This is a genomic window from Phenylobacterium sp. (assembly GCF_036495085.1).
Classification (GTDB): domain Bacteria; phylum Pseudomonadota; class Alphaproteobacteria; order Caulobacterales; family Caulobacteraceae; genus Phenylobacterium.
Map to the genome: position 1 here is coordinate 25,046 of NZ_DASXNL010000074.1, position 20,073 is coordinate 45,118.

A 20,073-nucleotide genomic window follows, 5' to 3' on the forward strand; every position below is an offset into this window, starting at 1 on the left:
TTTCAGAAGTATCGGCCTGCTCAGGCCTCGGGCTTCGCCGCTCAGCCGGACTACAGATACTGATACTCGTACCGGCATTCCTGGTTGTTCTGGTTTTGACTGCGGGCGATCCCGTGGCCAGCAAGCCCCCCGAGACCGGCCCCGACCACGGCGCCGGCGGTCCTGTTGCCTCGACCGGCGATGGCGTTGCCCATCACGCCCCCGGCGACCGCGCCAACCGCAACGCCCCTGGTGGTGGATGGCCCGGCAGCCTCGCAAACCAGAACCCTCCGCGGTCTATCCTCGCCGAAGGCGGAGGCGGCGGAGAGACCCAGCCACGTGACGGCTGCCATCCCCAAGATAATCGATCTGCCGCGCATTGGGGCCTCACATCGCTTAAGGAGCGCCCGTCCGGCGGCGTGGCGCAGCCCCCCTTAAAATCCACCCTGCAGGCGCCTGCGACCAGACGTCAGCTGTTCGAGCTGCTCCACGTGCGTCACCCTTAGCCATCCTGGGCGTTCAACCACGCGCAGGGGCGTAAAAGGCCGCTTCGTGCGTTACTTCGGAGCGGCCCCCTCCGCCCCCCTAGCTTCGTGCCATCCGCCGCTGCGCCAGCGCCGCGCACGAGGCTGAGCCGATCGGGCCTTCTTCGTCGTAGAGGAAGCACTCTCCGATAGCCACGCCATCGCTGGCCCCGTGGTTCACCACCTCATAGCCGATCCACTCGCTGCACGGTTCGCGGTGTAGATAGACCGTGACGTCGGAGTTGATGAACTCCAAGCCGTTGTCGCCGGCGTTGGCGAAGGGGCTGGCGAAGTCCGCCGAGACCGCGACCCGCACGAAGGGCGTCAGCGGCCGGCCAGCCACCAGCTCTCGGACCTCGCTCATCCAGATCCGTTTCTGGCCGACGGTCCCGAAATCGCCCGCGATCCGTCGCGTGGCCCACATGCCGCCCATGCCGGAGCGCCCGTCTGTGGGCGCTGGGATATCGGCCGGCGCCGGAACCTCCCAGCTCGGCGGCTTCCAGACATTCCCGGCCGGGTTTTCCGTGCGGCGCAGCAGCTGGCAGGTCGCACGGCCCGCGCTGACGCCGCCGGAAATGAATTCAGCGTCGATCACCTTAATGCGGTTTCCCTCGCGCACCGTTCGGGTGATCACCTCGACGGGGGACAAATCCGGCAGGCGATACATATCGACCGTCAGGCGAGCGGGCATGAACTCAGGGCTGCCATGCAGCCGCTCGATCTCGGCGCCCAGCAGGCCGGCGATCACCCGCCCGTGCAGTGAGTTGGGGTTCCACGGGCCGCGACTGGCCGGCGTCGGGACGTAGTGCGTCCCCTCGATGTTGAAAAACGGGTCGTTGCTCATGGCCAAGGTGGGTAAGGGCGCTCGGCCGCTCGATCAAGCGGGCCGATATTCAGAGGCGGATCTCAAAACGATCCACTAGAAGCGTCCGGCCGTCGGCCAAGGCCACGTTGCGGGTGTCGACGTAGTTGAATTCCAGGCGCCGATAGACCGGGTTGAGGACAGGATGGCAGTCCAGCCGCAGGGCCTTGCAGCCCCAGGCCCGCGCCAGAGTGAGGCAGTGTTCGACCAGACTGCGGGTCACCTGGCCGCCCGCGAACGCCCGCCGCACAGCTAGCTTGTGGATATAGGCCGCGAAACCTGGCGGGTCCTCTGGCCAGAAATCCGGGTCCACGCGGGTCAGCGTACACACGCCGACAAGATCGCCGCCGGCGCGAGCGGCGATGAACTCCGATCGGGAGACGAAGGCTGTGGCCATGGCCGGCGTCAGGTCAGAAACCTGCCAGGCGGGGGAATGCTTCGCCGCCATCCAGGCCGCGCCTTCCAGCAAGGTGGCGACGATATCCCCAACGTCCGTGTGTGAGGCGAAGCCGACTTCGATAGTCCGGGGCCCTGAATTGTCCATTGCCGCGTCAAGCCTCCGCCAGCATCTCCGCGTCGGGGACCGTGCGCTCGCCTCGAGCCAGGATCACTGTGATCGCCATGTCGCCGGTGACATTGCCGACGGTCCGGAAGATGTCGGGGATCACCTCGACGGCGATCAGTATCGGCAGGATGTCGACCGGCAGGCCAAGCGTCAGGCAGATCGGCGCAATGCTGGCGAAGAACGACACCTGCCCTGGGAGACTGACCGACGCCAAGCTGGTCGCCACCGAGACGAAGATCGCCCCGACCATCTGCAGCGCGCTCGGCTGGATGTCGTAGACCCTGAGCAGAAAGAGCGCGACGCCCAGGTTGGCGACCGGCCCTGTGATCCGGAATAGCGCCACCGCCAACGGCAGCACCAGCCCGGTCACCCGGTCCGGGACGCCCAAATCGTCGCGCGAGCGTTCGATCATGGCCGGCAGGCAGGCAAGCGACGACTGCGTCGCAAACGCGGTCACTTGCACCGGGGCCGCCGCCCGCGTCCAGCGCCCTAGGGGCGCCCGGCCGACGATCAGGGCCAGCAGGTAGGCGAAGACGGTCATCCCGATGTTCGCCAGGACGATCGCAGCGATATACTGCGCGATCACGCCCGCAGCGGCGATTCCGGCCCTAAGGCCGACACCCAGGCCTAGCGCGAAAACCCCCACCGGCGCGGCCCACAGGACCCAGCGCACGATGGTCACCATGACGTCGCCGATGCTCTTGAAGAACTCGGCGAGCCCCACGCGCCGCTCCTCGGGCAGGCGGGTCACGGCGAAGCCGAAGAAGGTCGCGAACACCACCAACGGCAGGATGGCGTCCTCCGACGCCGCCTTGAGGATGTTGGGCGGGGCCAGGCCAGTCACGAAGTCGATCAGGCTCGGAGTCTGCTTGACCACATCCGGCGCGGCGGTGGCTCCGGCCTTCAGCGCTGCGGCTCCCGCCTCCGCCACTGGCCAGACGGCGTAGAACCCTTGGGCGAAGATCACGGTGTAAAAGGCTCCAAGCGTCAGCAGCCCCACGATCCAGGCCAGCGTCTTGATCGCAAGGCGCCCCGTCGCCGCCGCGTCGGCGACGCCGGCGATACCCGTCACCACCACCGCGAAGATCAGCGGCACCACGGTCATCCGCAAGGCGTTCAGCCACAGTCCGCCGACCGCTTCAAAGAGCTCGATGGCATGTTTGACGACCGGTCCCGCAAAGGCCGCGGCAGCCGTTCCCAACGCAAGGCCCACGACGAGCGCGATCAGCACCCGCACACTCAGCGATCGCAGCATCCAGCGCTCTCCCGGCCCCAAGTGGGCGAACCTAGCCTATCCCCGCAGAGCGAAGGAATGGGCTAGTGTCGGGTTCACGCGAAGGATCACCTGATGGCCGGCCTCAAGGATAAGCGCGGATTCATCGACCGCGAGCGCCTCGACCTCTCTGAACGCAAGGCGGTCGAATACTGGATGAAGCGCTGGGGCGTGACCAAGGACCAGCTCACCGCCGCCCACCGCAAGGTCGGACGCCTCACGAAGGACATCGCCGCCGAGCTCGGCAAGAAGCGCTGAGCACTACGCGGGGATCAAACCTCTGCCTTGAGCGTTACTAAGTCTCAAGTGCAAGGAGTTCTGATGGCGCGTCTGCGCAAACAGCTTACGGCCCACCGAGGAGCCGGAGAGTTCCATTGCGGCGGATTCACTGGACCAGTCGACTATGAAATTCAGGGGGATCCCTCGACCCTGCGTCTCGGTCCGCTGCGCCTGAGAGGCCGCCTCATGGCCACGCCTGAGGTGGCGGCGGAGGCGTTCCGCGCCGGCGAGGGGGAGCTCAAGCTGCAGGGCGGAGCCAGATTTCGCCTGACCATGCTGGGACATTCTGTAGGCTCTGAAGTCGCCTACTTCGAAATGCGGGTCTGAGCCCCGAACTCATCCCTAGCTTGCAATTGGACGGTCGCCCGGGTCCCGTCTTGAGAGGCTCTCACGCGGCAGGCTGAACACGAGCCTGTCGCCGTCCCAGACATCGGCCCGCACCGCGTCCGCCCGCTGCTCCATCATGCGCGCGGCATGGTCCATCGCCCCGCGATGCGACGTTTCCGGCAGCACCTCGAAATGGGGCGCTGTGCCGGTCGCACGATGAATGAAGCAGATATAGGCCACCCGCAAAGGTCTCCGGCCGCGGACATGGTCAAGCTCGCGGCTTAACCATAAGAGTGCGCGCTTTGCGTTGCCTTGCCAAAGCAAATTTCAGGAACTCTCGTGTAAGTGATTCACCTGAGTCGACAATCCGACGGATAAACTTGCCCCGACATCGACTGCGGCCAACAGACCAGGGGGTGAATCAGCCCCGCGCCTGATATCGCACCGCAAGCGAATAGCTGGCGTCGCCCTCGCTCTCCTGACCAAGTCGTCCCGCCACGGCAGTCAGGGCGGCGACCTGGTCGCTAAAACGCGCGAGTTCGACTCCGTCACGGCGGACGATCCATTCGCCGAGGCTTTCGACAACTTCGTACTTCATCGCGTCCTACCAACTACGAACGCAGCGGTAGGCTGTCGCGGTTAACGCACCAAGACTGGGATAGGCCTTGTCCCTGCGCCCAGTTGTCGCACGTCAGGGTTGTCGGACGACGATGGGCACGTCGCAGATGGTGAACCGCGGACCAAGCTCGGCGCGAAGCTTGGCCACCCGCGCCTTGAACGCCGGCCCACGCGGGTTCGCGATTTCCAGCACCGGCCTCTCCGCGGCCGGCAGGTCCGCGGCCAAGCGCACTCGCAGCATCCTGTCGGGATCGGCCGGCGGCTCGCCCACGTTGATCGCTCGCACCACGTCCAGCCCCTGCACCACCCTGCCCCAGACCGCATAGTCATGGTCAAGCCTGCGGGCCGGGGCGCGCATGAAGAAGATCTCGCTGTTGGCGGTGTCGACGCCGGCTTGCCGTCCCATGCCGGCCACGCCGTCGCAATAGGCTCCCCAGGCCCTTAGGCGGTGGTCGCCGCCCAGGGCCTGCTCCTTCGCCGAGACGCCGACGACAGGGACAGCGCCAAGGAAGCCTTCCACGGCGTCGCTTCGCTGCACCATGAGCTCGACCGGCGCCTGGGCCGGCAGCCGGGCGCTGAACTCCGCCGGCAGATCCGGGTAGCTTGAGGTCCCGCCGTCGCGGTTGTTGGGGTTGCCGGTCTGATCGACGAAGCCCTCGATCACCCGGTGAAAGAGCAGGCCGTCATAGACACCCTCGCGCGCCAGGCGTTTTACGCGCTCGACCGCCTTGGGCGCCAGCGCTGGAGCCATCTCGATGACCATCCGCCCTTTTGACGTTTCGATCACAAGCGTGTTGGCGGGATCCAGCAGCTGCCAGTCCGGCTCAGCCTTGGTCGCCCCCATCAAGGCCAGCCCCATGAGCCCGATCAGCGCCCCCCGCATCGATCCCCTCCAATTCGGAAACAATCTTCTGCCCGACACGTGCTTTCCCCCGCGATTCGGAAGCCTATCTTGAGCATCGAAAGGGCGCCCCTCCAGACTTCAGAGAGGCTGCGGCGCCAGGAGGAGTTCAGATGATCGACAAGCGACCCTTTGGTGGCCTCGGCGGAGCGGACCATGGCTGGCTGAAGGCAAAACACCATTTCTCGTTCGCCAATTACCACGACCCTAAGCGCATGGGCTGGGGCGCGCTGCGCGTCTGGAACGATGACGAGATCGCCGCCCAATCCGGTTTCCCGCCGCACCCGCACGCCAACATGGAGATCATCACCTACGTCCGGGAGGGTGCGATCACCCACCAGGACTCCATGGGCAACAAGGGCCGCACCGGCGCCGGCGACGTGCAGGTGATGAGCGCCGGCACGGGCGTGCGTCACGCCGAGTACAACCTCGAGGCCGACAAGACGACGCTCTTCCAGATCTGGATCGAGCCGGACCAGGACGGCGGCCCGCCCTCATGGGGCGCGCGGCCGTTCCCCAAGGCCGACCGGGCCGGCAAGTTCGTGACCCTTGCCTCCGGCTTGCCCGGAGATGAAGACGCGCTTCCGATCCGCACCTTAGCCCGCGTGGCCGGCGCCACCATCAAGGCCGGCGAGACGACCGAGTATGCCCTCGATCCCTCGCGCCACGCCTACCTCGTCCCGGCCGTGGGCGCGGTGGAGGTCAATGGCGTTCGCCTCGATGCCCGCGACGGCGCCGCCATCACCGGCGAGTCGGCGCTCCGCGTCACGGCCCTGGAAGACGCCGAGGTCGTGCTCGTCGACGCAGCCTAGCTGCAGCCCAAGCTGCTCCTCCGTCGACCTCGGCGGGGGAGCAGCGGCGGCGGCTGGGGCTTGAAGCCGGCCCCCTATTCCCATAGCCAAGTCGCCAGTAGCTTTGGGGGATACCTGATGTCGGCCTGGATGATGGCGTTGGCGCTGGCCGCACAGTCGGCGCCGCCGGGGCTGGTGCACACCTACCAGGATGTGACGATCTCCCCGAGAGGAGACCAGGTCGCCGCCCTCGAAGCCGATGAGCTCTCCCAGTCCGAGGCCGAACCGCATGTGATGGTCGTGGTGCGCGCCCGCGCCGACGGCAAGATCCTGGCCAGGTACAATCCGTGCCCTACCTGCTTCTACTCCGGAGTCGCCTGGTCTCCAGACGGCCAGGCGCTGGCCTTCGTCGCCAGCGATCGCAAGGCCAGAACCGCGACGCTGCAGGTCGTCCGGGCCGGCAAGCTCGAGACGGCGCTCTCCTTCGCGGGTCTGCTCCAGACGCCACGCTGGTCGCCGGACGGCGCGACGCTGGCCGTGCTCGCCACCGAGCGGCCTCGAAAGGAAACCGGCGCGACACAGGCCGGCGCAGCACTGGTGGGCGAGATCGGCACGGCCACCGACGAGCAGCGGGTTGGCGTGCTGCCCGCGACCGGCGGACCGCTGAAGTTCCTCTCGCCGGCGGACACCTTCGTCTACGAGTACGACTGGACCCCGGACGGCAGGGGGTTCGTGGTTTCAGAGGCCAAAGGGGACGGCGACAACAACTGGTGGGTGGCCAAGCTCGCCGCGGTCGGCGTCGACGGCTCGTTCCGCGAGATCGCCGCTCCGAGCGTGCAGATAAAGTTCCCCCGTGTCTCGCCGGACGGCAAGACGGTGGCCTTCATCGGCGGCCTGCACTCCGACTTCGGCCCGACCGGCGGCGACCTCTGGACCGTGCCCTTAGCGGGCGGGACGGCCGTGGACAGGACCCCGGCCTACAAAGGCAGCCTCTCATCGCTGATCTGGCGCGAGAAGGCGCTCTTCGCAACCGCGATCGTCGGTGACAACAACGCCGTCCTGACGGTCGATCCCGCGACCGGCTCGACCAAGACCCTGCTGTCCGGCCCCGTCACGTTCTCGGCGGGCGATGGCCGCGTCTCGATCAGCCATGATGGCAAGATGCTCGCCGGCGTCGCCGAAGACTTCACGACCCCGCCGCACATTGCCGCTGGTCCGATCGAGAAGCCCCGCCAGATCACCCACGAGAACGACACCCTGGCCCCGCAGGTCTCGGCCAGGAGCATCACCTGGAAGCACGACGGCTTCGACATCCAGGGCTGGCTGACGGGCCCGGCCAATGTCGAACCAGGCAAGACCTATCCGATGATCGTCCTGATCCACGGCGGCCCAAGCTCGGCGCTGCAGCCAACCTACATGTGGCGCGGCACAACCAACGACCTGGTGCAGCACGGCTTCTACGTCTTCCAGCCCAACCCGCGCGGCTCGTTCGGCCAGGGCGAGGCCTTCACCAGGGCCAATATCAAGGATTTCGGCGGCGGCGATCTGGGCGACATCCTGGCTGGCGTCGACGCGGTGGAGAAGGTCGCCCCCATCGACGACAAGCGTCTCGGCGTCTTCGGCCACAGCTACGGTGGCTTCATGACCATGTGGAGCGTCACCCACACCCAGCGCTTCAAGGCCGCGGTGGCGGGCGCGGGTATCGCCAACTGGGTCAGCTACTACGGCCAGAACGGCATCGACCAATGGATGGTCCCGTTCTTCGGCTCGACGGTCTACGACGACCCTTCAGTCTACGACCGCCTCTCGCCGATCCGCTCAATCAAGTCGGCCAAGACGCCCACGTTCATCTATGTGGGCGAGCGCGATGTCGAGTGCCCGCCCGCCCAGTCGCTGGAGTTCCACCACGGCCTCGACGCCATGGGCGTGCCGAACCGACTGATCATCTACGCCGGCGAGGGCCACGGTATTCGCGACGCCGAGCACCGGGCTGACCTGAAAAACCGCATCCTGAGCTGGTTCGACCAATATCTGGGCCGGCCCTAGGGATTCGGTTCAGCCAAACGCGATAGCTGTGCCACCGTCCGAGAGGCCTGGGGGCCGGATCATCTGACCGGAGTTGCACACACAATGAAGATCAAGATCGCTGCGCTCGCCTTGGGCCTGTCGCTGATGACAACCGCGGCCCTCGCCGCGGTGCCCCCCTTCCCGCAGGACTTCACGACCCGGACCATCGCAACGAACGGCGCGAAGATCTTCGTGCGGGTCGGCGGCCATGGACCGGCGGTCGTGCTGCTGCATGGCTATGGCGAGACCGGAGACATGTGGGCGCCGTTGGCCGCCGCGCTCGAGGCCAACCACACCGTAATCGTGCCGGACCTGCGCGGCATGGGTCTCTCCGACCACCCGGCCGGCGGCTATGACAAGAAGACCCAAGGTGTTGACCTCAACGGCGTGCTCGAGGCCCTGAAGATCGACAAGGTCGCGCTGGTGACTCACGACATCGGCAACATGGTTGGCTTCGCGTTCGCCGAGGAACACCCCGAGCGCGTCACCAAGTTCGTCCTGCTGGACGCGCCGGTGCCGGGTGTCGGGCCCTGGGAGGAGATCCTAAAGAACCCGCTTCTATGGCACTTCCGCTTCGGCGGGCCGGACATGGAGCGGCTGGTTGCCGGGCGCGAGCGCATCTACCTCGACCGCTTCTGGAACGAGTTCTCGGCCGATCCGAAGAACTTCGACGAGGCCTCACGCCAGCACTACGCCGCCCTCTACGCACGCCCCGGCGCCATGCACTCGGGCTTCGAGCAATTCCACGCCTTCGACCAGGACGCCGTCGACAACAAGGCGTTCATGAAGGCCAACGGACCGCTCACCATGCCGGTGCTGGCCCTTGGCGGCGAGAAGTCCTTCGGTCCGGAAATGGCCGTCGTTATGCGCGCGGCGGCTTCGAATGTGACGGGAGCGGTCGTTCCCAACGCCGGCCACTGGCTGATGGAGGAAAATCCCGCAGCCACCGTCAAGCTCGTCACGGATTTCCTGAACTGATCGGCCTCATTACCGGGCCTGTCCCGGCCCCGACTTAGGGGCCGTCGTTCAGGCCGGCCGGGGCGCGAACTCCAAGATCCGGCGGATCTCGCAGACGCCGTCGCCGGCGACCTTCAGGAACGCCTTGCACAGCTCGATGGCTTCCTCTTTGGAGCCGGCGTTCAGCAAGGCGAAGCCACCTGCTCGCGCCGTCTCCTCCGGGAGCGTGAACTGGCCATCCGCCGGCCGCAGGCGCGCGCACTGATCGCGCGGCGTCAGCGGCTCGGTGGAGATAAGGGCGCCCTTGGCCGTCCACTCTTCGATCAGCCGGCCCATGGCCGCCATGTGCTCAGGACTGGGCGTCCCGCCCTCGACGCTGCTTTCGGGGCGATAGAACAGGTAGCGCATGGTGCGGTCTCCATTGGGTTGCCGACCCAAGGACGCTCCCCAGCGCCGCGCCCGACAGTGCGCGACGAATCTTTCAACGCGGCGGCATTGCCGGCAGTCCTGCCTTGATGAAGGCGATGATCGCCCAGCGGTCAGCCGGTGTCAGCCCGGCGTTGCCATAGTCGTGGCCCGCGTTTGAATTGCCGGGAATCGGGTTGTTGCCGCCGTCGACCGTGTCGAATGGCAAGATGTCATCCGGGCCCTGGGCGGTCACCAAGCCGACCTTCTCCGGATCGAACTCCCTCGAGCCGGTGTAGAAGCGCTTGGGTCGCTCGGCCGGGGGCAGCATCAGGTCGTAGAGCGTCGGCGTCGAGCCGTTGTGCAGGAAGGGCGCCGTCGCCCAGACGCCGTAGAGCGGCCGGGCCTTGTAGCCCAGCAGCTCATTGGGTGTTTCACGACAGTACTTTTCCCGTCGCGCCTCATCCGCAGCGGTCGGCCCCGTTGCGGCCGACCCCGAGAAGAACGCTGCGAAACTGAAGGGCTTGGGCGCCAGGAAGGTCGTCCCGAACACGTCGTGCGAAGCGCCCAACAGGTCCTCATTCAGGGCCTGCAGCATGTCCTGGCCGCCGCCCAGGATCGAGCCCACCACCGAGACGAGCAGCATGTCGCTGACGTTGGCCCGCCCCGGCAGCCACTTGAACGCGGCGTAGTTGGTGCCCTTCAGCACCCCTGAATCGGCCGTCCGCGTCACGGCGTTGCAGGCCATCCAGATGTCGGTTCCCGGCGGCGGCCGCGTCGGGTCCTGGCTCGCGAACTGGAACATCTGTGCGGTTATGCGGGAGGAGAGGTCGTCGCGGCCGCCGGGCAAGAGCTCGTGGCAGGACTGGCAGTGCTCGGCGTAACGCTTGCGGCCCGTCTCAACCAAGGTCTCGCCGGGAGTCAGGACCTGCTCGGGCGGCTTGCCGAACAATTCGTCCGGCTTGCCGAAGAGCTCATCAGGCCAGCGCGGGGGTTTCAGCGTCCAAAGCGCCTGTTCGAGCCGCTTCAGGTTGTCGACGTTGACGCTGGACTTGTAACCCGGCGGCAGGCCCGCGAACCCCGGCGACGCCAATTCGATATCGGCGAAGACGCCGATCACCTCGCCGGTGTTGCGCGCCAGCGGCAACAACGGCGCCGGTCGGTTGGGCGCGATGCCGTTCCACTGCACCCTGTCGTGCTGCGGCACGTTCCACAGGAATGGATAGCTGACCGGGGCATTTGCCGCCATTGGCTCTGGCTTTGGTGAGGCGGCGATCCGCACCTTGTTGTAGATATTGCCGAAAGCGTCGAGCCGCCCGTAGCCGTAGTGATAGCCGGCTGGCAGCGCATTCGCCTGCGCCGTCTCGTTCTGCCGTTTGGCCACCGCCTGGAGCGCGGCCTTAAGCAGCCTGCGGTTGGAGTTCGAGTTGTCGGCGCCCAGCACCGCTTGGGCAAACCGGTCAAAGCGGTCTGGCTCGGCCGCAGGCGGCGCGAGAGTCTGATTCACCGCCAGGGTGAGCGCCTCGATGAAGCCTTGGAAGTCCGCCAGCGTCGGGCCGCCCTCGATCCGTAGGCTGACGAGCTGTCGCGTCCCGCGGGCGCTGTAGTCGAGCTGGGCGGTGTGACAGGCCGAGCAGTTCATTCCAACCCAAGGCTCACTTCTTCCCTGCCCGACCTTCCACTGCAGGTTGGTGCGCGTCAGCCGCTCGGGCGGCGTCGTATCGAGGATGAACCCGGCCGGCAGCCGCTCACCCGCGGCCGCCGCCGGCAGGTAGCGGAAATGGGCGATGTAGCCGTCGTCGAGGAACCGACCCGGGTGAACGGTGGGACTCGGCCCGGCAGGGGCGGGCTGTTCCATGGCCTTTAGAAAGGCGAGCGGTATCAGACGCGAGCCCTGTGAGAGGCCGTACCAGTCCTGACGCTCCGCCGGCCCCCAGCCCTGGTCGAGGTCTGGGATGACCTGCGCGCCTGCGACCCCGGCCAGCATCCCCGCGAGAGCGATCACACCCACTACGCGAAAAAAGCGACTGCTCATGGACCGCCCCGCTTCGCCGAACGCTGTCAGCTCAACTTGGCTACGAACTGCCGAAAATCACAACGGGTGATAGAAGGAGGAAGCTTCAACTCTTGTGGATCGGATCGACCCACGCGACGCCCTCGGGCTTTTCCGCCGGCTCGATGTCGAGGTTAACGACCACCGCGTCGCTGTCGCTACGCACTAGGACGCAGGACAAGGTCTCGTCTGACGAGGCGTTGATCTCCTGGTGGGGGACGTAGGGCGGCACATAGATGAAGTCGCCCGGCCCAGCCTCGGCGACGAACTCCAGCTTCTCCCCCCAGCGCATGCGTGCATGGCCGCTGACCACATAGATCACGCTTTCCAGCGGCCCGTGATGATGCGCACCCGTCTTGGCGTTGGCGTGGATGTGGACGGTGCCGGCCCACAGCTTCTGGGCGCCCATCCGAGCCCGGTCGATGGCCGCGGCGCGGTGCATACCGGGCGTCTGGGGCGTTGAATCGTCGAGCTGATCGCCGGGTACGACGCGCACGCCGCTATGCTTCCAGCCGTCAGGGGGTGTCTTTTCGCCGTCCGTCATGGCGGCGAGCAAACGACGGCCGCCTCAGCTTGGCAAGCTACTCGCGCGCCAGCAGGTAGCGCACCGCCCGGGCGCCAAACACCAGGGCGATGGCCGTCGCAAGCAGCGCCCCGCTAAGCCTTGTCGCCCAGCCCTCGACGGCGAACTCCGTGGCCAGCAACGCGCATAACCCGGCCACGATGACGCCCATCCAATGAATCGCGCGCCCCAGCGTTCCGGCGGCGCCGACATCACGCCTTCGCAGGCTCGGCCAGATGAAGTTGGGCAAGAGAGCCTCCCGTGGCGAGCCTCGGCCGAATGTGGCCGCTACCTTGGTCCCGCAGGATCATGGCCTGGGTCGGGCCGGTGTGTTTCAGACGTTGCCGGTCCGCGCAACGAAGCGGCGCCGGAGGTTTCGATACCGAACTCTTGGGCTAGTGCACCCCGGGCGGATCGACGACCGTCTCATCCCATTCGCCGATGTCATCCTGGATCAGGACATGGCGGCGCTCCTGGTCGAGGACCGCAAAGTCGCTCGCTGCCTTCAGCGCCTCGGCTTTGCTCGCGAAGGCCCCAAGCTCGCCGCCGGCTTCGTCCACCAGCAGCCAAAGTCCGTCGAACGCCACAACGCTGAGATCGAACATTTCATCGCCCCCTGCCCCGCTCCGACATATTTCGCCGACCAGCGACGTTTCTTTCACCGACCAGCGACGTTTCGCGCCATGTCGGATCGTCGCAGGTAGCACCAGCGCTCTCAACCGGAGGTTAAATCGGCGAGGCTTGCTCGCGTCTGGCTTGCTCTGGGTTTCAGCCTTGGTCGCGGTAATAGGGTTCCACGGGACCGTTGAGCTTGATGGTCAACTGCTTGCCGCGGCGGTCCCTTGCGGCGCCCACAGCCAGCTTCACCCAACCCTCCGAGACGCAGTACTCATCAACGTTGGTCTTGTCTTCGCCTTTGAAGCGGACGCCTACGTTCCGGGCCAGGACGTCGGCGTCGTAGAACGGACTGTCGGGATCGGTCGCCAGTCTGTCCGGCAGGGGGGGCGGATTTGAAGGGTTGTCACTCATCGGCTCGCCCTCGCACAGCCGGCGGCGCGGTTCAAGCCGCAGCCGAAGGCCGAGCGCCACCGCTGGCTTCGCGTTCCGAGCCGAAACCCGCTATTCTTGAGGCCACATCTTAAGCACGGCAAAGGCGCGCAAGACGCCGATCGGGAGACGCCGATATGAAGCTGAGAGGCATTTCCGTCATCGCCGCCCTTGGCGCACTCGCTCTCACCCCAGCCGCCGTGGCCCAGACACCTGAAAAGACGGCGGCCGAGACCGCCGCCGCTACCGGCTACAGGGCGCCCCGCAACGTCTGGGGACAGCCGGACCTCCAGGGGACCTGGACCAACGCCACCATCACGCCGGCCGAACGCGATCCCAAGTATGGCGATCGCCTGGCGCTCAACGACAAGGAGGTCAAGGACCTCGAGACCGGCAACGCGGCCCTGGTTGCTGAAGGCAACAAGCCTACCGATCCCAACGCAAAGGTCACCGACCTGCCGACGAACTGCGGACGCGGCTTCACCGGCGTCGATTGCGGCTACAACTCCGCCTGGGTCGACCCGGGCACCCGGATCATCGACCTCGAAGGCGTCAAGCGCTCCTCGATCATCGTCGAGCCCAAGAACGGCCGAATCCCGCCCCTTACCAAGGACGCGCAGGAGAAGATGAGCGCGCGCCGCGCCTCCTTCCGAGGCGGCCGCGGCTCCTTCGACAACCCGGAGAACCGCTCGCTGGGCGAGCGCTGCATCCTGTCGTTCGGCTCGAGCGCCGGCCCGCCGATGCTCCCGCTGCTCTACAACAACAACTATCAGATCGTGCAGTCGAGGGATGAGGTCGCCATCGACGTCGAGATGGTCCACGACGTGCGCCACATCCGCCTGAACGGCCGGCACCTGCCTTCGAACATCAAGCTTTGGATGGGAGACAGCATCGGCCACTGGGAAGGCGACACCTTGGTCGTCGAGACTACAAACATGCGGCCCGAGCAGGCCTTCCGCGGCGCTTCGCCCGAGCTGAAGGTCGTCGAGCGCTTCACCCGCGTGAACGACAAGCAAATCAAGTACAGCTTCACCGTCAGCGATCCGCAGATCTACAGCCGGCCCTACAGCGGCGAGGTGGCGCTCAACGCCACCAAGGGGCCGATCTATGAATATGCCTGCCACGAGGGGAACTACGCGCTCCCCGGCATCCTGGCCGGCGCCCGCAACGAGGAAAAGGAGGCGCTCGCCGCTGCCAAGGCCGCCGCGGCGGGCGGCGGGGGCGCAAACGACAAGTAGGCGGGGTCGCTTTTGGCGAAAGCCCGCGCCTTACGACCAAAGGTTGCAGGGGCGAGCCTCACCGGCAGCCGTCGACCAGCCTTTCCAGTTCCGCGAGCCTGCGGTCGCGCAATAGCCTGCCGGCGGCCATCAGCTGGTAGCGGTCGGCCGCGCCACCGGCGTCGCGCAGGGCCGCATCGGTGTCGGGGTACTTGGGCGCGCGCGGGAAGCTCTTCGGAATGCAGGCCTCCTTCACCGGCACCGGCACTCTCACGACGACCGGCGGGGGAGCCGCCAGGGGCGCCGGCTTTGGTGCAATAGCCGCCGCCGGCGGCGGAACATTCAGCTGGGGTGGGGGCGGGTGAATGTTCGCACAGGCGCCGAGCGCCAGGCTGAAAGTGGCGGCCACCCCCGCCGTTCGGAACGCCCCTCCCGTCATTTGAGGCTTTCGAGCACCGCGCGGTCGGCGCTTTCCATTCGCGCGCAGACGTCGAACCCAACCGGTTCTTTGCCGGTCAGCCGCTGGGCGCGTTCCTCAGGGGTCGCGTTGGCGCTGCTCGTACGCGCCGCAGCCTCGTCGGCAGCAGGCCCGCTCTCACACGCCGCGAGCCTGGCGTGCAACACGATGCCGTTGCGCAGGTTCTCCGCCATCAAGGTCGTGATCCGCGCCTGGAGCGCGCGCTCATTGCGCTGGGCGGCCAGCACGGTGACCACCAGCAGGCCGCACATCGCCAGCGCCAGGGCAAAGCCGACAGGCCCGGCCACCGGGCTCAGGAAGGCCCGCATCGCGCTTCGGAACATGGCAGACGCCTTTTCGACCAGCCACAGCTTGGCCGCACTATCTGGGATTGTAGGATACGACGGCAAGCTCCGCCATAACTAAGGCGTGAGCATGACGTTTTGGACGCGCTGACGACATTCCCTTGTCGTCCAGCCGACCTAAGACAGCCTGGGGCCTGAAGGAGCAGACCATGGCCGTCTACCGCGTTTACCTGGTCCACGACGACGGAAGTCTGGAACCCGACGAGAGCTTCTACTGCAGGGACGACACCGAGGCGGTTGGCAAGCTTCTGCCGCCTGCGCGCGACGACGTCTGCGCAGAACTCTGGCAAGGTGGCCGCTTCATCGCCCGGGCCGCCCGCACCGGCCCCCGCCCGACGGAGCGCCCGCACGCGACAGGATGAGGCCGCTCCGCCAGCCCGCTCGGCGCCTCCGTCCCGGTGCGGCCGCGACCCGGAGCAGCAAGGGCCACGCTGATCCGCGCGAGACCCTAGCTGTCGGCGGCGCGGACCGCCGCCTCTGCGGCGCGGAAGCCGATCTCGTCGTGGGTCCCGTCACAGAAGGGCTTGGTCGTCGAGCCCCCACAGCGGCACAGGAAGATCTTCTTCTCGCCCGAGACGTCGATCGGCTGGCCGGTGGAATCGGTCAGCTTCAATTCGGATAGGTCCCCGGAAACCGCGATCGGACCATTGGGCGTGAACAGCATCTTGATCGGCATGACCATCTCCGGGGCGCAAGCTCTCTGCCCACTCTATCAGATGCGCCGCGGGCCTTCGCGTTCCCACAACGGCCGGGCGTGGGCAAAGGCCGGGTCGCCTTAGTTCTGCGGTCTGCTCGGCCTCGCTTCGCGGGTTTTCCCCGATTGGCGGCCCGCAAAGCCTGGCTTGCATGGAGACGCGGAGCAGAGGAAGGGGCTTGGCCATGTCAGAAAGCGGCGACGGCCTGCTCGGTCCCCTGTTCCACGCGCTGCCGCTCTGGGGCGTGGGCCTGTTGCTCTTCGCTGTCTGCATTTTCGCGCGCGAAGCCGGCGCGCTGTTCTTTCGGCGGCTGAAGGCGCGGGACCCTGAAGCCTTGGACAGCGGCAAGGACACTGATTCCTACATCATCACAGCGATCTTCGCTCTTTTGGCCTTCGTCATCGGCCTGAGCCTGTCCATCGCGCTCGATCGATTTGAAGGCCGCCGCGCACTGGTGGTCGACGAAGCCAACGCGATCAGCACCAGCTATCTGCGCGCAGAGCTGTTCGATGAGCCGTACCGATCGCAACTGCAGGCCACCTTGCGCGACTATGCCCGCACCCGCATCGCCCCGGACGGACTGTGGGACGCACGTATGGAGGCGCAGCTGGCGCGTAGCCTCGCGCTGCGAACCCGCCTCTGGGAGGAGACGCGCACGGCGGTCTATCCGGTACGGGAGACCGAGCTGGGTTCATACTTCATTGAGGCGATCAACGACGTGCTCAACGTCGGCACGCGCCGCCAGCTGGCCGGGCGAGCGAACATCCCGGCACGAATAGTCGACGTCCTCTTCATCTACATTATCGCCGCCGCCGCGGTGCTCGGCTACGTGCTGGGTGATCGGCCGGGATTGAAGCGGCAGGCGACCACGGTGCTGCTGCTGTTGTTCAGCATCATGATCATGACCATCCTCGACCTCGACCGACCTCAGTCCGGCGCGATCCAGGTGCCGCAGCGCGCGCTCGAGGACCTGGTGGCGACGCTCGATCGCGATGGGCCGCCGCCCGTCCGCCCCTAGGCTACCTGGGCTTCTGGAATTTCAGCACGAACTGGTCGGTCTTGCCGCGGATCGAGGGATCGAAGACCAACTTGTCGTGCGGATCGGCGGGGTTGGCCAGCATCTGGTCCTCGGCGATCAGCCTGAAGCCCGCGGCCTCGACCTCCTTCTTGACGATCGCCTCGTCGATGCGGTGCTGCGTGTCGGCGACGGTTAGCGGCGCGCCCGCCGCAGCAGCGTGGTCGACGACAACGTAGAGGCCACCCGGCTTCAGGGCTCGGAAGATTTCCTTGTTGGCTTCATCCGCGGTCTGCGCCGGGAAGGCCTTCAGGTGCAGGTCGTGATAGTTCTGCACCGTCAGCACGAGGTCCAGCCCGTCAGGCAGTCCGGCGCTGGCCACCGGTGCGGTCAGCGCGACCACGTTCTTGTAGTCGCCCACGACCTTCGTCTGGTCCGTGCCATAGGCGGCGCGGAACTTGATGAACTCCGCCGCCTGGTAGGCGTAGACCTTGCCTTTCGGCCCCACCGCCGGCGACAGGATGCGGGTGAAATAGCCGCCGCCCATCATAAAGTCGGCCACCTTCTGACCCGGCTTCACCTCGGCGAAGGCCAACAGTTCGGCGGGCTTGCGCGCCGCATCGCGGGCAGTATCGGCTTCAGGGCGCGACTTGTCCGCCAGCGCCGATGTCAGGTTCGCCGGAACCGCCGCTGCCGCCACGCCGGCGCTCGTGATCGCCAACGCCAGCACTGAAACCAGCAGATTGCGCGCCATTCTACGAGCCTCCCCCTGTTACGTCCTGGCTCACCCTATCATCGGTTTTCGGACATCGGGCGACGGGCTTTGCGTTTTCCGCGCAGCGGGCTACCCCTTGATGATCGGAAGGGGCTCAACCATGCTTAGGCGCCGCAGACGACGCGCAACTCCCCGGTGACCGCCGAGGTCGCCATCGAGCCGGGCTCGACGCCGCTTCCCGCCGCCCGGCGCCTGCGCCTGCTGCTTTACGCCGGCGTACCGATCCTGATCATCAACTTCGCCGCCCCCTACCTCGGCCTGATCGGCCTGCCGATCACCTTCTTCCTGAAGAACCGGTTGCACCTCACCGCGAACGCGACCGCCCAGTTCAACCTGATAATCTCGATCCCGCTCTTCGTGGGCTTTGTCTTCGGCTTCATCCGCGACCGGTGGAGCCCCTTCGGGGCCGGCGACCGGGGCCATCTGGTGGTCTTCGGCCTGGCCTCGGCCGCCATCTACGCGGTGATGGCGTTCATCGAGCCGACCTATTCGGTGCTGCTCGTCGGCGTCTTCCTGGTCAGCTCGCTGATGCAGTTCACCGCCGGCGCAGCCTCTGGGCTCTCGGCAGCCATTGGACGCCATCACGCCATGACCGGCCAGATGAGCACGATATCCAATGTCGCCACCCTTGGGCCCCAGGTGATGGCCATGCTGGCGGGGGGCATCCTGAGCGGGCTGCTTGAAGGGGCCGGCGCAGTGACCGCCGCGCGTGTCCTGTTCCTGCTGGGCGCGGCGCTGATGCTGGCCATGACCGCCTTCGGAGCCTTCGGCCCCAAACAGCTCTTCGACGACGCCTTGGCAGGCGCTGAACCCCAGCGCCTCACCTTGGGCGCCGACGTCATGCGCCTTTTGCGCACCTGGGCGATCTATCCGGTCATCGTGATCCAGCTGCTTTGGCAATTTGGGCCAGGCGCCAACCTCGCCCTGCAATACCACATGGCCAATGAGCTGCACGCCACCGACGGTCAGGTGGGCGCCTTCTTCGCGATCTTCTACGCGGGCTTCCTGCCCGTCTACGGCCTCTACGCCTGGCTCGCCCAGCGCCTGAAGCTGGGGACCTTGCTCTGGATCGGCGCGGTGCTGGCCGTCCCGCAGATGATCAGCCTGCTCTTCATCAGTTCTGCTCAGACCGCACTACTGGCGGCCATTCCGATGGGCCTGCTGGGGGGCATCGGCCAGGCGGCGTTCACCGACCTCGCCATGCGCTCGTGCCCGAAGGGGCTGGAAGGCACCATGATGATGCTGTTTTTGTCGCTCTACTGGATCTCGTCCCGGTTCGGCGATCTCTGGGGCGCCAATCTCTACGAGCACCACGGCGGCTACAACACCACGCTGTGGGTGACGACCGCAGTCTACGCCGCGATCCTTCCGGTGCTCTTACTGGTGCCAAAGCGCATCAAGGCGACCATTGATGCTCGCGGCTAGAAAGGCCGAGCAGCCGTCAGATTCAATCGAAACGACAGCGGCTTAGACTGACACGGCGAGCTACGGATGTGGTAGACTTCCACCCGTCAGCAGCCGGAACGCAGCCTAGGCCTGTCGGGTTTTATTGGCATGTCCGCCCTCGATATCCAGCCTCACTCAGCGCGCATCACCCATCGGGTGGTCCTGGGTTTGAGCGCGCTGGCTGCGGCGGCCTTCCTAGGCGGCGTTGTCCATCAGCTGGCGCCGGATCCCAGCCTTTTTCCCGACAGCGCCGTGGCGGCTTACGACTACGGCGGACCGCCTCAGGCCGCGCCGGCCCCAGCCCTGCAGGCCGCCGTTGAACCGACCGCCCGCCCGTCGTCCCCCGCCACGGCGGAGGCTGACGAGAAGGACGCGACACCCCCCATCGAGCAGGCGCAGGCCGCCGAACCGGCGCCCGTGGTGGACGTGACCGCCGCTATCCCCGATCAGCCGTCCCCGCCGGCCCAGGCGCCAGGTCCTGCGTCAGGGCCCGATCCCGACGCTGCGCCCCCGACCTGACGGGGCGGTCCTGCAAGTTCGTCCGTAAGTCATTTACCCTGTTGCCGGCCGTCGGTGGGATCGGGCCCGGTGCGCCCCCTTGCGCGATGGCCGACTGACTCTTTGACAGCGTTAGTCAGTTTGCTTCACGAGCTCTTAGGCATGCGCGCGATAGGCTGGCCAAATCGCGTCTTGAGTGTCCGCCATGGAACAGGTCAACGAGCTCCTGCAATACATCCGGTCGTTGCCGATAAATCCGTTGGCGGCGGTGATCGTCGCCGCCCTGCTCGCCGCTGTGCTTGAGCAGCGGGTGGCCCGCCGCAACGCCCCCGATCACAACGCCGCTTACCGCGAGCGCTACGCCTATCCCAACCTGCCGCAACGCCGCCGCAAGG

Annotated in this window: 28 protein-coding genes; 11 read left to right on the plus strand and 17 right to left on the minus strand. The window is 66.6% G+C overall.

Translation table 11 applies throughout. The features are described from left to right. Positions 1-50: 50 nt before the first annotated feature. The 4 genes from VGI62_RS08965 to VGI62_RS08980 all read right to left on the minus strand — a co-directional run bounded on the left by VGI62_RS08965 (position 51) and on the right by VGI62_RS08980 (position 3,185). Positions 51-332, minus strand: a complete 282-nt coding sequence (locus tag VGI62_RS08965) for a glycine zipper 2TM domain-containing protein (RefSeq protein ID WP_331504132.1) — start codon at positions 330-332, stop codon at positions 51-53. A gap of 232 nt (positions 333-564) precedes the next feature. Next, entirely contained in the window at positions 565-1,347 is a 783-nt protein-coding gene (locus VGI62_RS08970) for an acyl-CoA thioesterase domain-containing protein (protein WP_331504133.1), read from the minus strand. 49 nt (positions 1,348-1,396) lie between these two features. Continuing rightward, the gene (locus VGI62_RS08975) at positions 1,397-1,909 is read right to left on the minus strand and encodes a GNAT family N-acetyltransferase (protein WP_331504134.1); all 513 of its coding nucleotides are present in this window, start codon (positions 1,907-1,909) and stop codon (positions 1,397-1,399) included. Positions 1,910-1,916: 7 nt separating this feature from the next. Next, positions 1,917-3,185: a dicarboxylate/amino acid:cation symporter gene (locus tag VGI62_RS08980; RefSeq protein WP_331504135.1), complete on the minus strand. Its 1,269-nt coding sequence runs from the start codon at positions 3,183-3,185 to the stop codon at positions 1,917-1,919. A 93-nt stretch (positions 3,186-3,278) separates the two neighbouring features. Here VGI62_RS08980 and VGI62_RS08985 point away from each other — a divergent pair, with 93 nt between their 5' ends. After that, positions 3,279-3,461 (plus strand): DUF3606 domain-containing protein, encoded by a 183-nt coding sequence (locus tag VGI62_RS08985; protein WP_324940402.1) that lies wholly within the window; start codon positions 3,279-3,281, stop codon positions 3,459-3,461. Positions 3,462-3,668: 207 nt separating this feature from the next. Then, the gene (locus VGI62_RS08990; protein WP_331504136.1) at positions 3,669-3,809 is read left to right on the plus strand and encodes a hypothetical protein; all 141 of its coding nucleotides are present in this window, start codon (positions 3,669-3,671) and stop codon (positions 3,807-3,809) included. 15 nt (positions 3,810-3,824) lie between these two features. On the opposite strand, the gene VGI62_RS08995 is transcribed toward VGI62_RS08990, so the two are convergent. From VGI62_RS08995 to VGI62_RS09005, 3 genes are all read right to left on the minus strand, one after another. Then, positions 3,825-4,049, minus strand: coding sequence for a hypothetical protein (locus tag VGI62_RS08995; protein ID WP_331504137.1), 225 nt, complete (start codon positions 4,047-4,049; stop codon positions 3,825-3,827). Between the two features lie 181 nt (positions 4,050-4,230). Next, entirely contained in the window at positions 4,231-4,407 is a 177-nt protein-coding gene (locus VGI62_RS09000) for a hypothetical protein (RefSeq protein ID WP_331504138.1), read from the minus strand. 93 nt (positions 4,408-4,500) lie between these two features. Then, positions 4,501-5,310 carry a peptidylprolyl isomerase gene (locus VGI62_RS09005; protein ID WP_331504139.1) on the minus strand — a complete coding sequence of 270 codons (810 nt, stop codon included), beginning with the start codon at positions 5,308-5,310 and terminating at the stop codon, positions 4,501-4,503. 131 nt (positions 5,311-5,441) lie between these two features. On the opposite strand from VGI62_RS09005, the gene VGI62_RS09010 reads away from it, so the two are divergent. The 3 genes from VGI62_RS09010 to VGI62_RS09020 all read left to right on the plus strand — a co-directional run bounded on the left by VGI62_RS09010 (position 5,442) and on the right by VGI62_RS09020 (position 9,164). Then, on the plus strand, positions 5,442-6,140 hold the full coding sequence (locus VGI62_RS09010) for a pirin family protein (protein WP_331504140.1): 699 nt from the start codon (positions 5,442-5,444) through the stop codon (positions 6,138-6,140). A gap of 117 nt (positions 6,141-6,257) precedes the next feature. Then, on the plus strand, positions 6,258-8,165 hold the full coding sequence (locus tag VGI62_RS09015) for a S9 family peptidase (protein WP_331504141.1): 1,908 nt from the start codon (positions 6,258-6,260) through the stop codon (positions 8,163-8,165). Between the two features lie 84 nt (positions 8,166-8,249). Beyond that, on the plus strand, positions 8,250-9,164 hold the full coding sequence (locus VGI62_RS09020) for an alpha/beta hydrolase (RefSeq protein WP_331504142.1): 915 nt from the start codon (positions 8,250-8,252) through the stop codon (positions 9,162-9,164). Positions 9,165-9,212: 48 nt separating this feature from the next. Here the strand turns inward: VGI62_RS09020 and VGI62_RS09025 are convergent, their stop codons facing one another. From VGI62_RS09025 to VGI62_RS09050, 6 genes are all read right to left on the minus strand, one after another. Then, complete coding sequence (locus VGI62_RS09025; protein WP_331504143.1) at positions 9,213-9,551, minus strand: hypothetical protein; 339 nt, start codon at positions 9,549-9,551, stop codon at positions 9,213-9,215. A 73-nt stretch (positions 9,552-9,624) separates the two neighbouring features. After that, on the minus strand, positions 9,625-11,583 hold the full coding sequence (locus VGI62_RS09030) for a di-heme-cytochrome C peroxidase (protein ID WP_331504144.1): 1,959 nt from the start codon (positions 11,581-11,583) through the stop codon (positions 9,625-9,627). A gap of 85 nt (positions 11,584-11,668) precedes the next feature. Further along, a complete protein-coding gene (locus tag VGI62_RS09035; protein WP_331504145.1) occupies positions 11,669-12,145 on the minus strand; it encodes a cupin domain-containing protein in 477 nt (158 codons plus the stop codon). A gap of 37 nt (positions 12,146-12,182) precedes the next feature. Beyond that, positions 12,183-12,413 (minus strand): hypothetical protein, encoded by a 231-nt coding sequence (locus tag VGI62_RS09040; protein WP_331504146.1) that lies wholly within the window; start codon positions 12,411-12,413, stop codon positions 12,183-12,185. A gap of 145 nt (positions 12,414-12,558) precedes the next feature. Then, entirely contained in the window at positions 12,559-12,768 is a 210-nt protein-coding gene (locus VGI62_RS09045) for a hypothetical protein (protein ID WP_331504147.1), read from the minus strand. Positions 12,769-12,931: 163 nt separating this feature from the next. Then, on the minus strand, positions 12,932-13,192 hold the full coding sequence (locus tag VGI62_RS09050; RefSeq protein WP_331504148.1) for a DUF3297 family protein: 261 nt from the start codon (positions 13,190-13,192) through the stop codon (positions 12,932-12,934). Positions 13,193-13,347: 155 nt separating this feature from the next. Here VGI62_RS09050 and VGI62_RS09055 point away from each other — a divergent pair, with 155 nt between their 5' ends. Further along, positions 13,348-14,448 carry a hypothetical protein gene (locus VGI62_RS09055; protein ID WP_331504149.1) on the plus strand — a complete coding sequence of 367 codons (1,101 nt, stop codon included), beginning with the start codon at positions 13,348-13,350 and terminating at the stop codon, positions 14,446-14,448. A gap of 58 nt (positions 14,449-14,506) precedes the next feature. Here the strand turns inward: VGI62_RS09055 and VGI62_RS09060 are convergent, their stop codons facing one another. Then, positions 14,507-14,866 carry a hypothetical protein gene (locus tag VGI62_RS09060; RefSeq protein WP_331504150.1) on the minus strand — a complete coding sequence of 120 codons (360 nt, stop codon included), beginning with the start codon at positions 14,864-14,866 and terminating at the stop codon, positions 14,507-14,509. Further along, positions 14,863-15,228, minus strand: coding sequence for a hypothetical protein (locus tag VGI62_RS09065; protein ID WP_331504151.1), 366 nt, complete (start codon positions 15,226-15,228; stop codon positions 14,863-14,865). The genes VGI62_RS09060 and VGI62_RS09065 overlap by 4 nt, the downstream gene beginning before the upstream one ends. A 170-nt stretch (positions 15,229-15,398) precedes the next feature. Between VGI62_RS09065 and VGI62_RS09070 the strand changes: the two genes are divergently transcribed. Beyond that, positions 15,399-15,611, plus strand: a complete 213-nt coding sequence (locus tag VGI62_RS09070; RefSeq protein ID WP_331504152.1) for a hypothetical protein — start codon at positions 15,399-15,401, stop codon at positions 15,609-15,611. An 86-nt stretch (positions 15,612-15,697) separates the two neighbouring features. Here VGI62_RS09070 and VGI62_RS09075 read toward each other — a convergent pair whose 3' ends face one another. Further along, on the minus strand, positions 15,698-15,925 hold the full coding sequence (locus VGI62_RS09075; RefSeq protein ID WP_331504153.1) for a CDGSH iron-sulfur domain-containing protein: 228 nt from the start codon (positions 15,923-15,925) through the stop codon (positions 15,698-15,700). Between the two features lie 203 nt (positions 15,926-16,128). Here VGI62_RS09075 and VGI62_RS09080 point away from each other — a divergent pair, with 203 nt between their 5' ends. After that, on the plus strand, positions 16,129-16,962 hold the full coding sequence (locus VGI62_RS09080; protein ID WP_331504154.1) for a hypothetical protein: 834 nt from the start codon (positions 16,129-16,131) through the stop codon (positions 16,960-16,962). Between the two features lies 1 nt (position 16,963). Here VGI62_RS09080 and VGI62_RS09085 read toward each other — a convergent pair whose 3' ends face one another. Further along, on the minus strand, positions 16,964-17,713 hold the full coding sequence (locus VGI62_RS09085) for a methyltransferase (RefSeq protein ID WP_331504155.1): 750 nt from the start codon (positions 17,711-17,713) through the stop codon (positions 16,964-16,966). Positions 17,714-17,869: 156 nt separating this feature from the next. Between VGI62_RS09085 and VGI62_RS09090 the strand changes: the two genes are divergently transcribed. From VGI62_RS09090 to VGI62_RS09100, 3 genes are all read left to right on the plus strand, one after another. Next, complete coding sequence (locus VGI62_RS09090) at positions 17,870-19,159, plus strand: hypothetical protein (protein WP_331504156.1); 1,290 nt, start codon at positions 17,870-17,872, stop codon at positions 19,157-19,159. A gap of 129 nt (positions 19,160-19,288) precedes the next feature. After that, on the plus strand, positions 19,289-19,699 hold the full coding sequence (locus tag VGI62_RS09095) for a hypothetical protein (RefSeq protein ID WP_331504157.1): 411 nt from the start codon (positions 19,289-19,291) through the stop codon (positions 19,697-19,699). A gap of 184 nt (positions 19,700-19,883) precedes the next feature. After that, positions 19,884-20,073: hypothetical protein (locus VGI62_RS09100; protein WP_331504158.1), on the plus strand; the 190-nt coding region annotated here is incomplete at its 3' end.

Coding starts and splice junctions, on each gene's coding strand:
- VGI62_RS09095 (WP_331504157.1), top strand. CDS start 19,289: ATGTCCGCCCTCGATATCCAGCCTCACTCAGCGCGCATCACCCATCGG.
- VGI62_RS09015 (WP_331504141.1), top strand. CDS start 6,258: ATGTCGGCCTGGATGATGGCGTTGGCGCTGGCCGCACAGTCGGCGCCG.
- VGI62_RS09065 (WP_331504151.1), bottom strand. CDS start 15,228: ATGTTCCGAAGCGCGATGCGGGCCTTCCTGAGCCCGGTGGCCGGGCCT.
- VGI62_RS09080 (WP_331504154.1), top strand. CDS start 16,129: ATGTCAGAAAGCGGCGACGGCCTGCTCGGTCCCCTGTTCCACGCGCTG.
- VGI62_RS09010 (WP_331504140.1), top strand. CDS start 5,442: ATGATCGACAAGCGACCCTTTGGTGGCCTCGGCGGAGCGGACCATGGC.
- VGI62_RS08970 (WP_331504133.1), bottom strand. CDS start 1,347: ATGAGCAACGACCCGTTTTTCAACATCGAGGGGACGCACTACGTCCCG.
- VGI62_RS08980 (WP_331504135.1), bottom strand. CDS start 3,185: ATGCTGCGATCGCTGAGTGTGCGGGTGCTGATCGCGCTCGTCGTGGGC.
- VGI62_RS09060 (WP_331504150.1), bottom strand. CDS start 14,866: ATGACGGGAGGGGCGTTCCGAACGGCGGGGGTGGCCGCCACTTTCAGC.
- VGI62_RS08990 (WP_331504136.1), top strand. CDS start 3,669: ATGGCCACGCCTGAGGTGGCGGCGGAGGCGTTCCGCGCCGGCGAGGGG.
- VGI62_RS09005 (WP_331504139.1), bottom strand. CDS start 5,310: ATGCGGGGGGCGCTGATCGGGCTCATGGGGCTGGCCTTGATGGGGGCG.
- VGI62_RS09020 (WP_331504142.1), top strand. CDS start 8,250: ATGAAGATCAAGATCGCTGCGCTCGCCTTGGGCCTGTCGCTGATGACA.
- VGI62_RS09000 (WP_331504138.1), bottom strand. CDS start 4,407: ATGAAGTACGAAGTTGTCGAAAGCCTCGGCGAATGGATCGTCCGCCGT.
- VGI62_RS09045 (WP_331504147.1), bottom strand. CDS start 12,768: ATGTTCGATCTCAGCGTTGTGGCGTTCGACGGACTTTGGCTGCTGGTG.
- VGI62_RS09070 (WP_331504152.1), top strand. CDS start 15,399: ATGGCCGTCTACCGCGTTTACCTGGTCCACGACGACGGAAGTCTGGAA.
- VGI62_RS08965 (WP_331504132.1), bottom strand. CDS start 332: ATGGCAGCCGTCACGTGGCTGGGTCTCTCCGCCGCCTCCGCCTTCGGC.
- VGI62_RS09085 (WP_331504155.1), bottom strand. CDS start 17,713: ATGGCGCGCAATCTGCTGGTTTCAGTGCTGGCGTTGGCGATCACGAGC.
- VGI62_RS09030 (WP_331504144.1), bottom strand. CDS start 11,583: ATGAGCAGTCGCTTTTTTCGCGTAGTGGGTGTGATCGCTCTCGCGGGG.
- VGI62_RS09035 (WP_331504145.1), bottom strand. CDS start 12,145: ATGACGGACGGCGAAAAGACACCCCCTGACGGCTGGAAGCATAGCGGC.
- VGI62_RS09075 (WP_331504153.1), bottom strand. CDS start 15,925: ATGCCGATCAAGATGCTGTTCACGCCCAATGGTCCGATCGCGGTTTCC.
- VGI62_RS09025 (WP_331504143.1), bottom strand. CDS start 9,551: ATGCGCTACCTGTTCTATCGCCCCGAAAGCAGCGTCGAGGGCGGGACG.
- VGI62_RS08975 (WP_331504134.1), bottom strand. CDS start 1,909: ATGGACAATTCAGGGCCCCGGACTATCGAAGTCGGCTTCGCCTCACAC.
- VGI62_RS09050 (WP_331504148.1), bottom strand. CDS start 13,192: ATGAGTGACAACCCTTCAAATCCGCCCCCCCTGCCGGACAGACTGGCG.
- VGI62_RS09055 (WP_331504149.1), top strand. CDS start 13,348: ATGAAGCTGAGAGGCATTTCCGTCATCGCCGCCCTTGGCGCACTCGCT.
- VGI62_RS08985 (WP_324940402.1), top strand. CDS start 3,279: ATGGCCGGCCTCAAGGATAAGCGCGGATTCATCGACCGCGAGCGCCTC.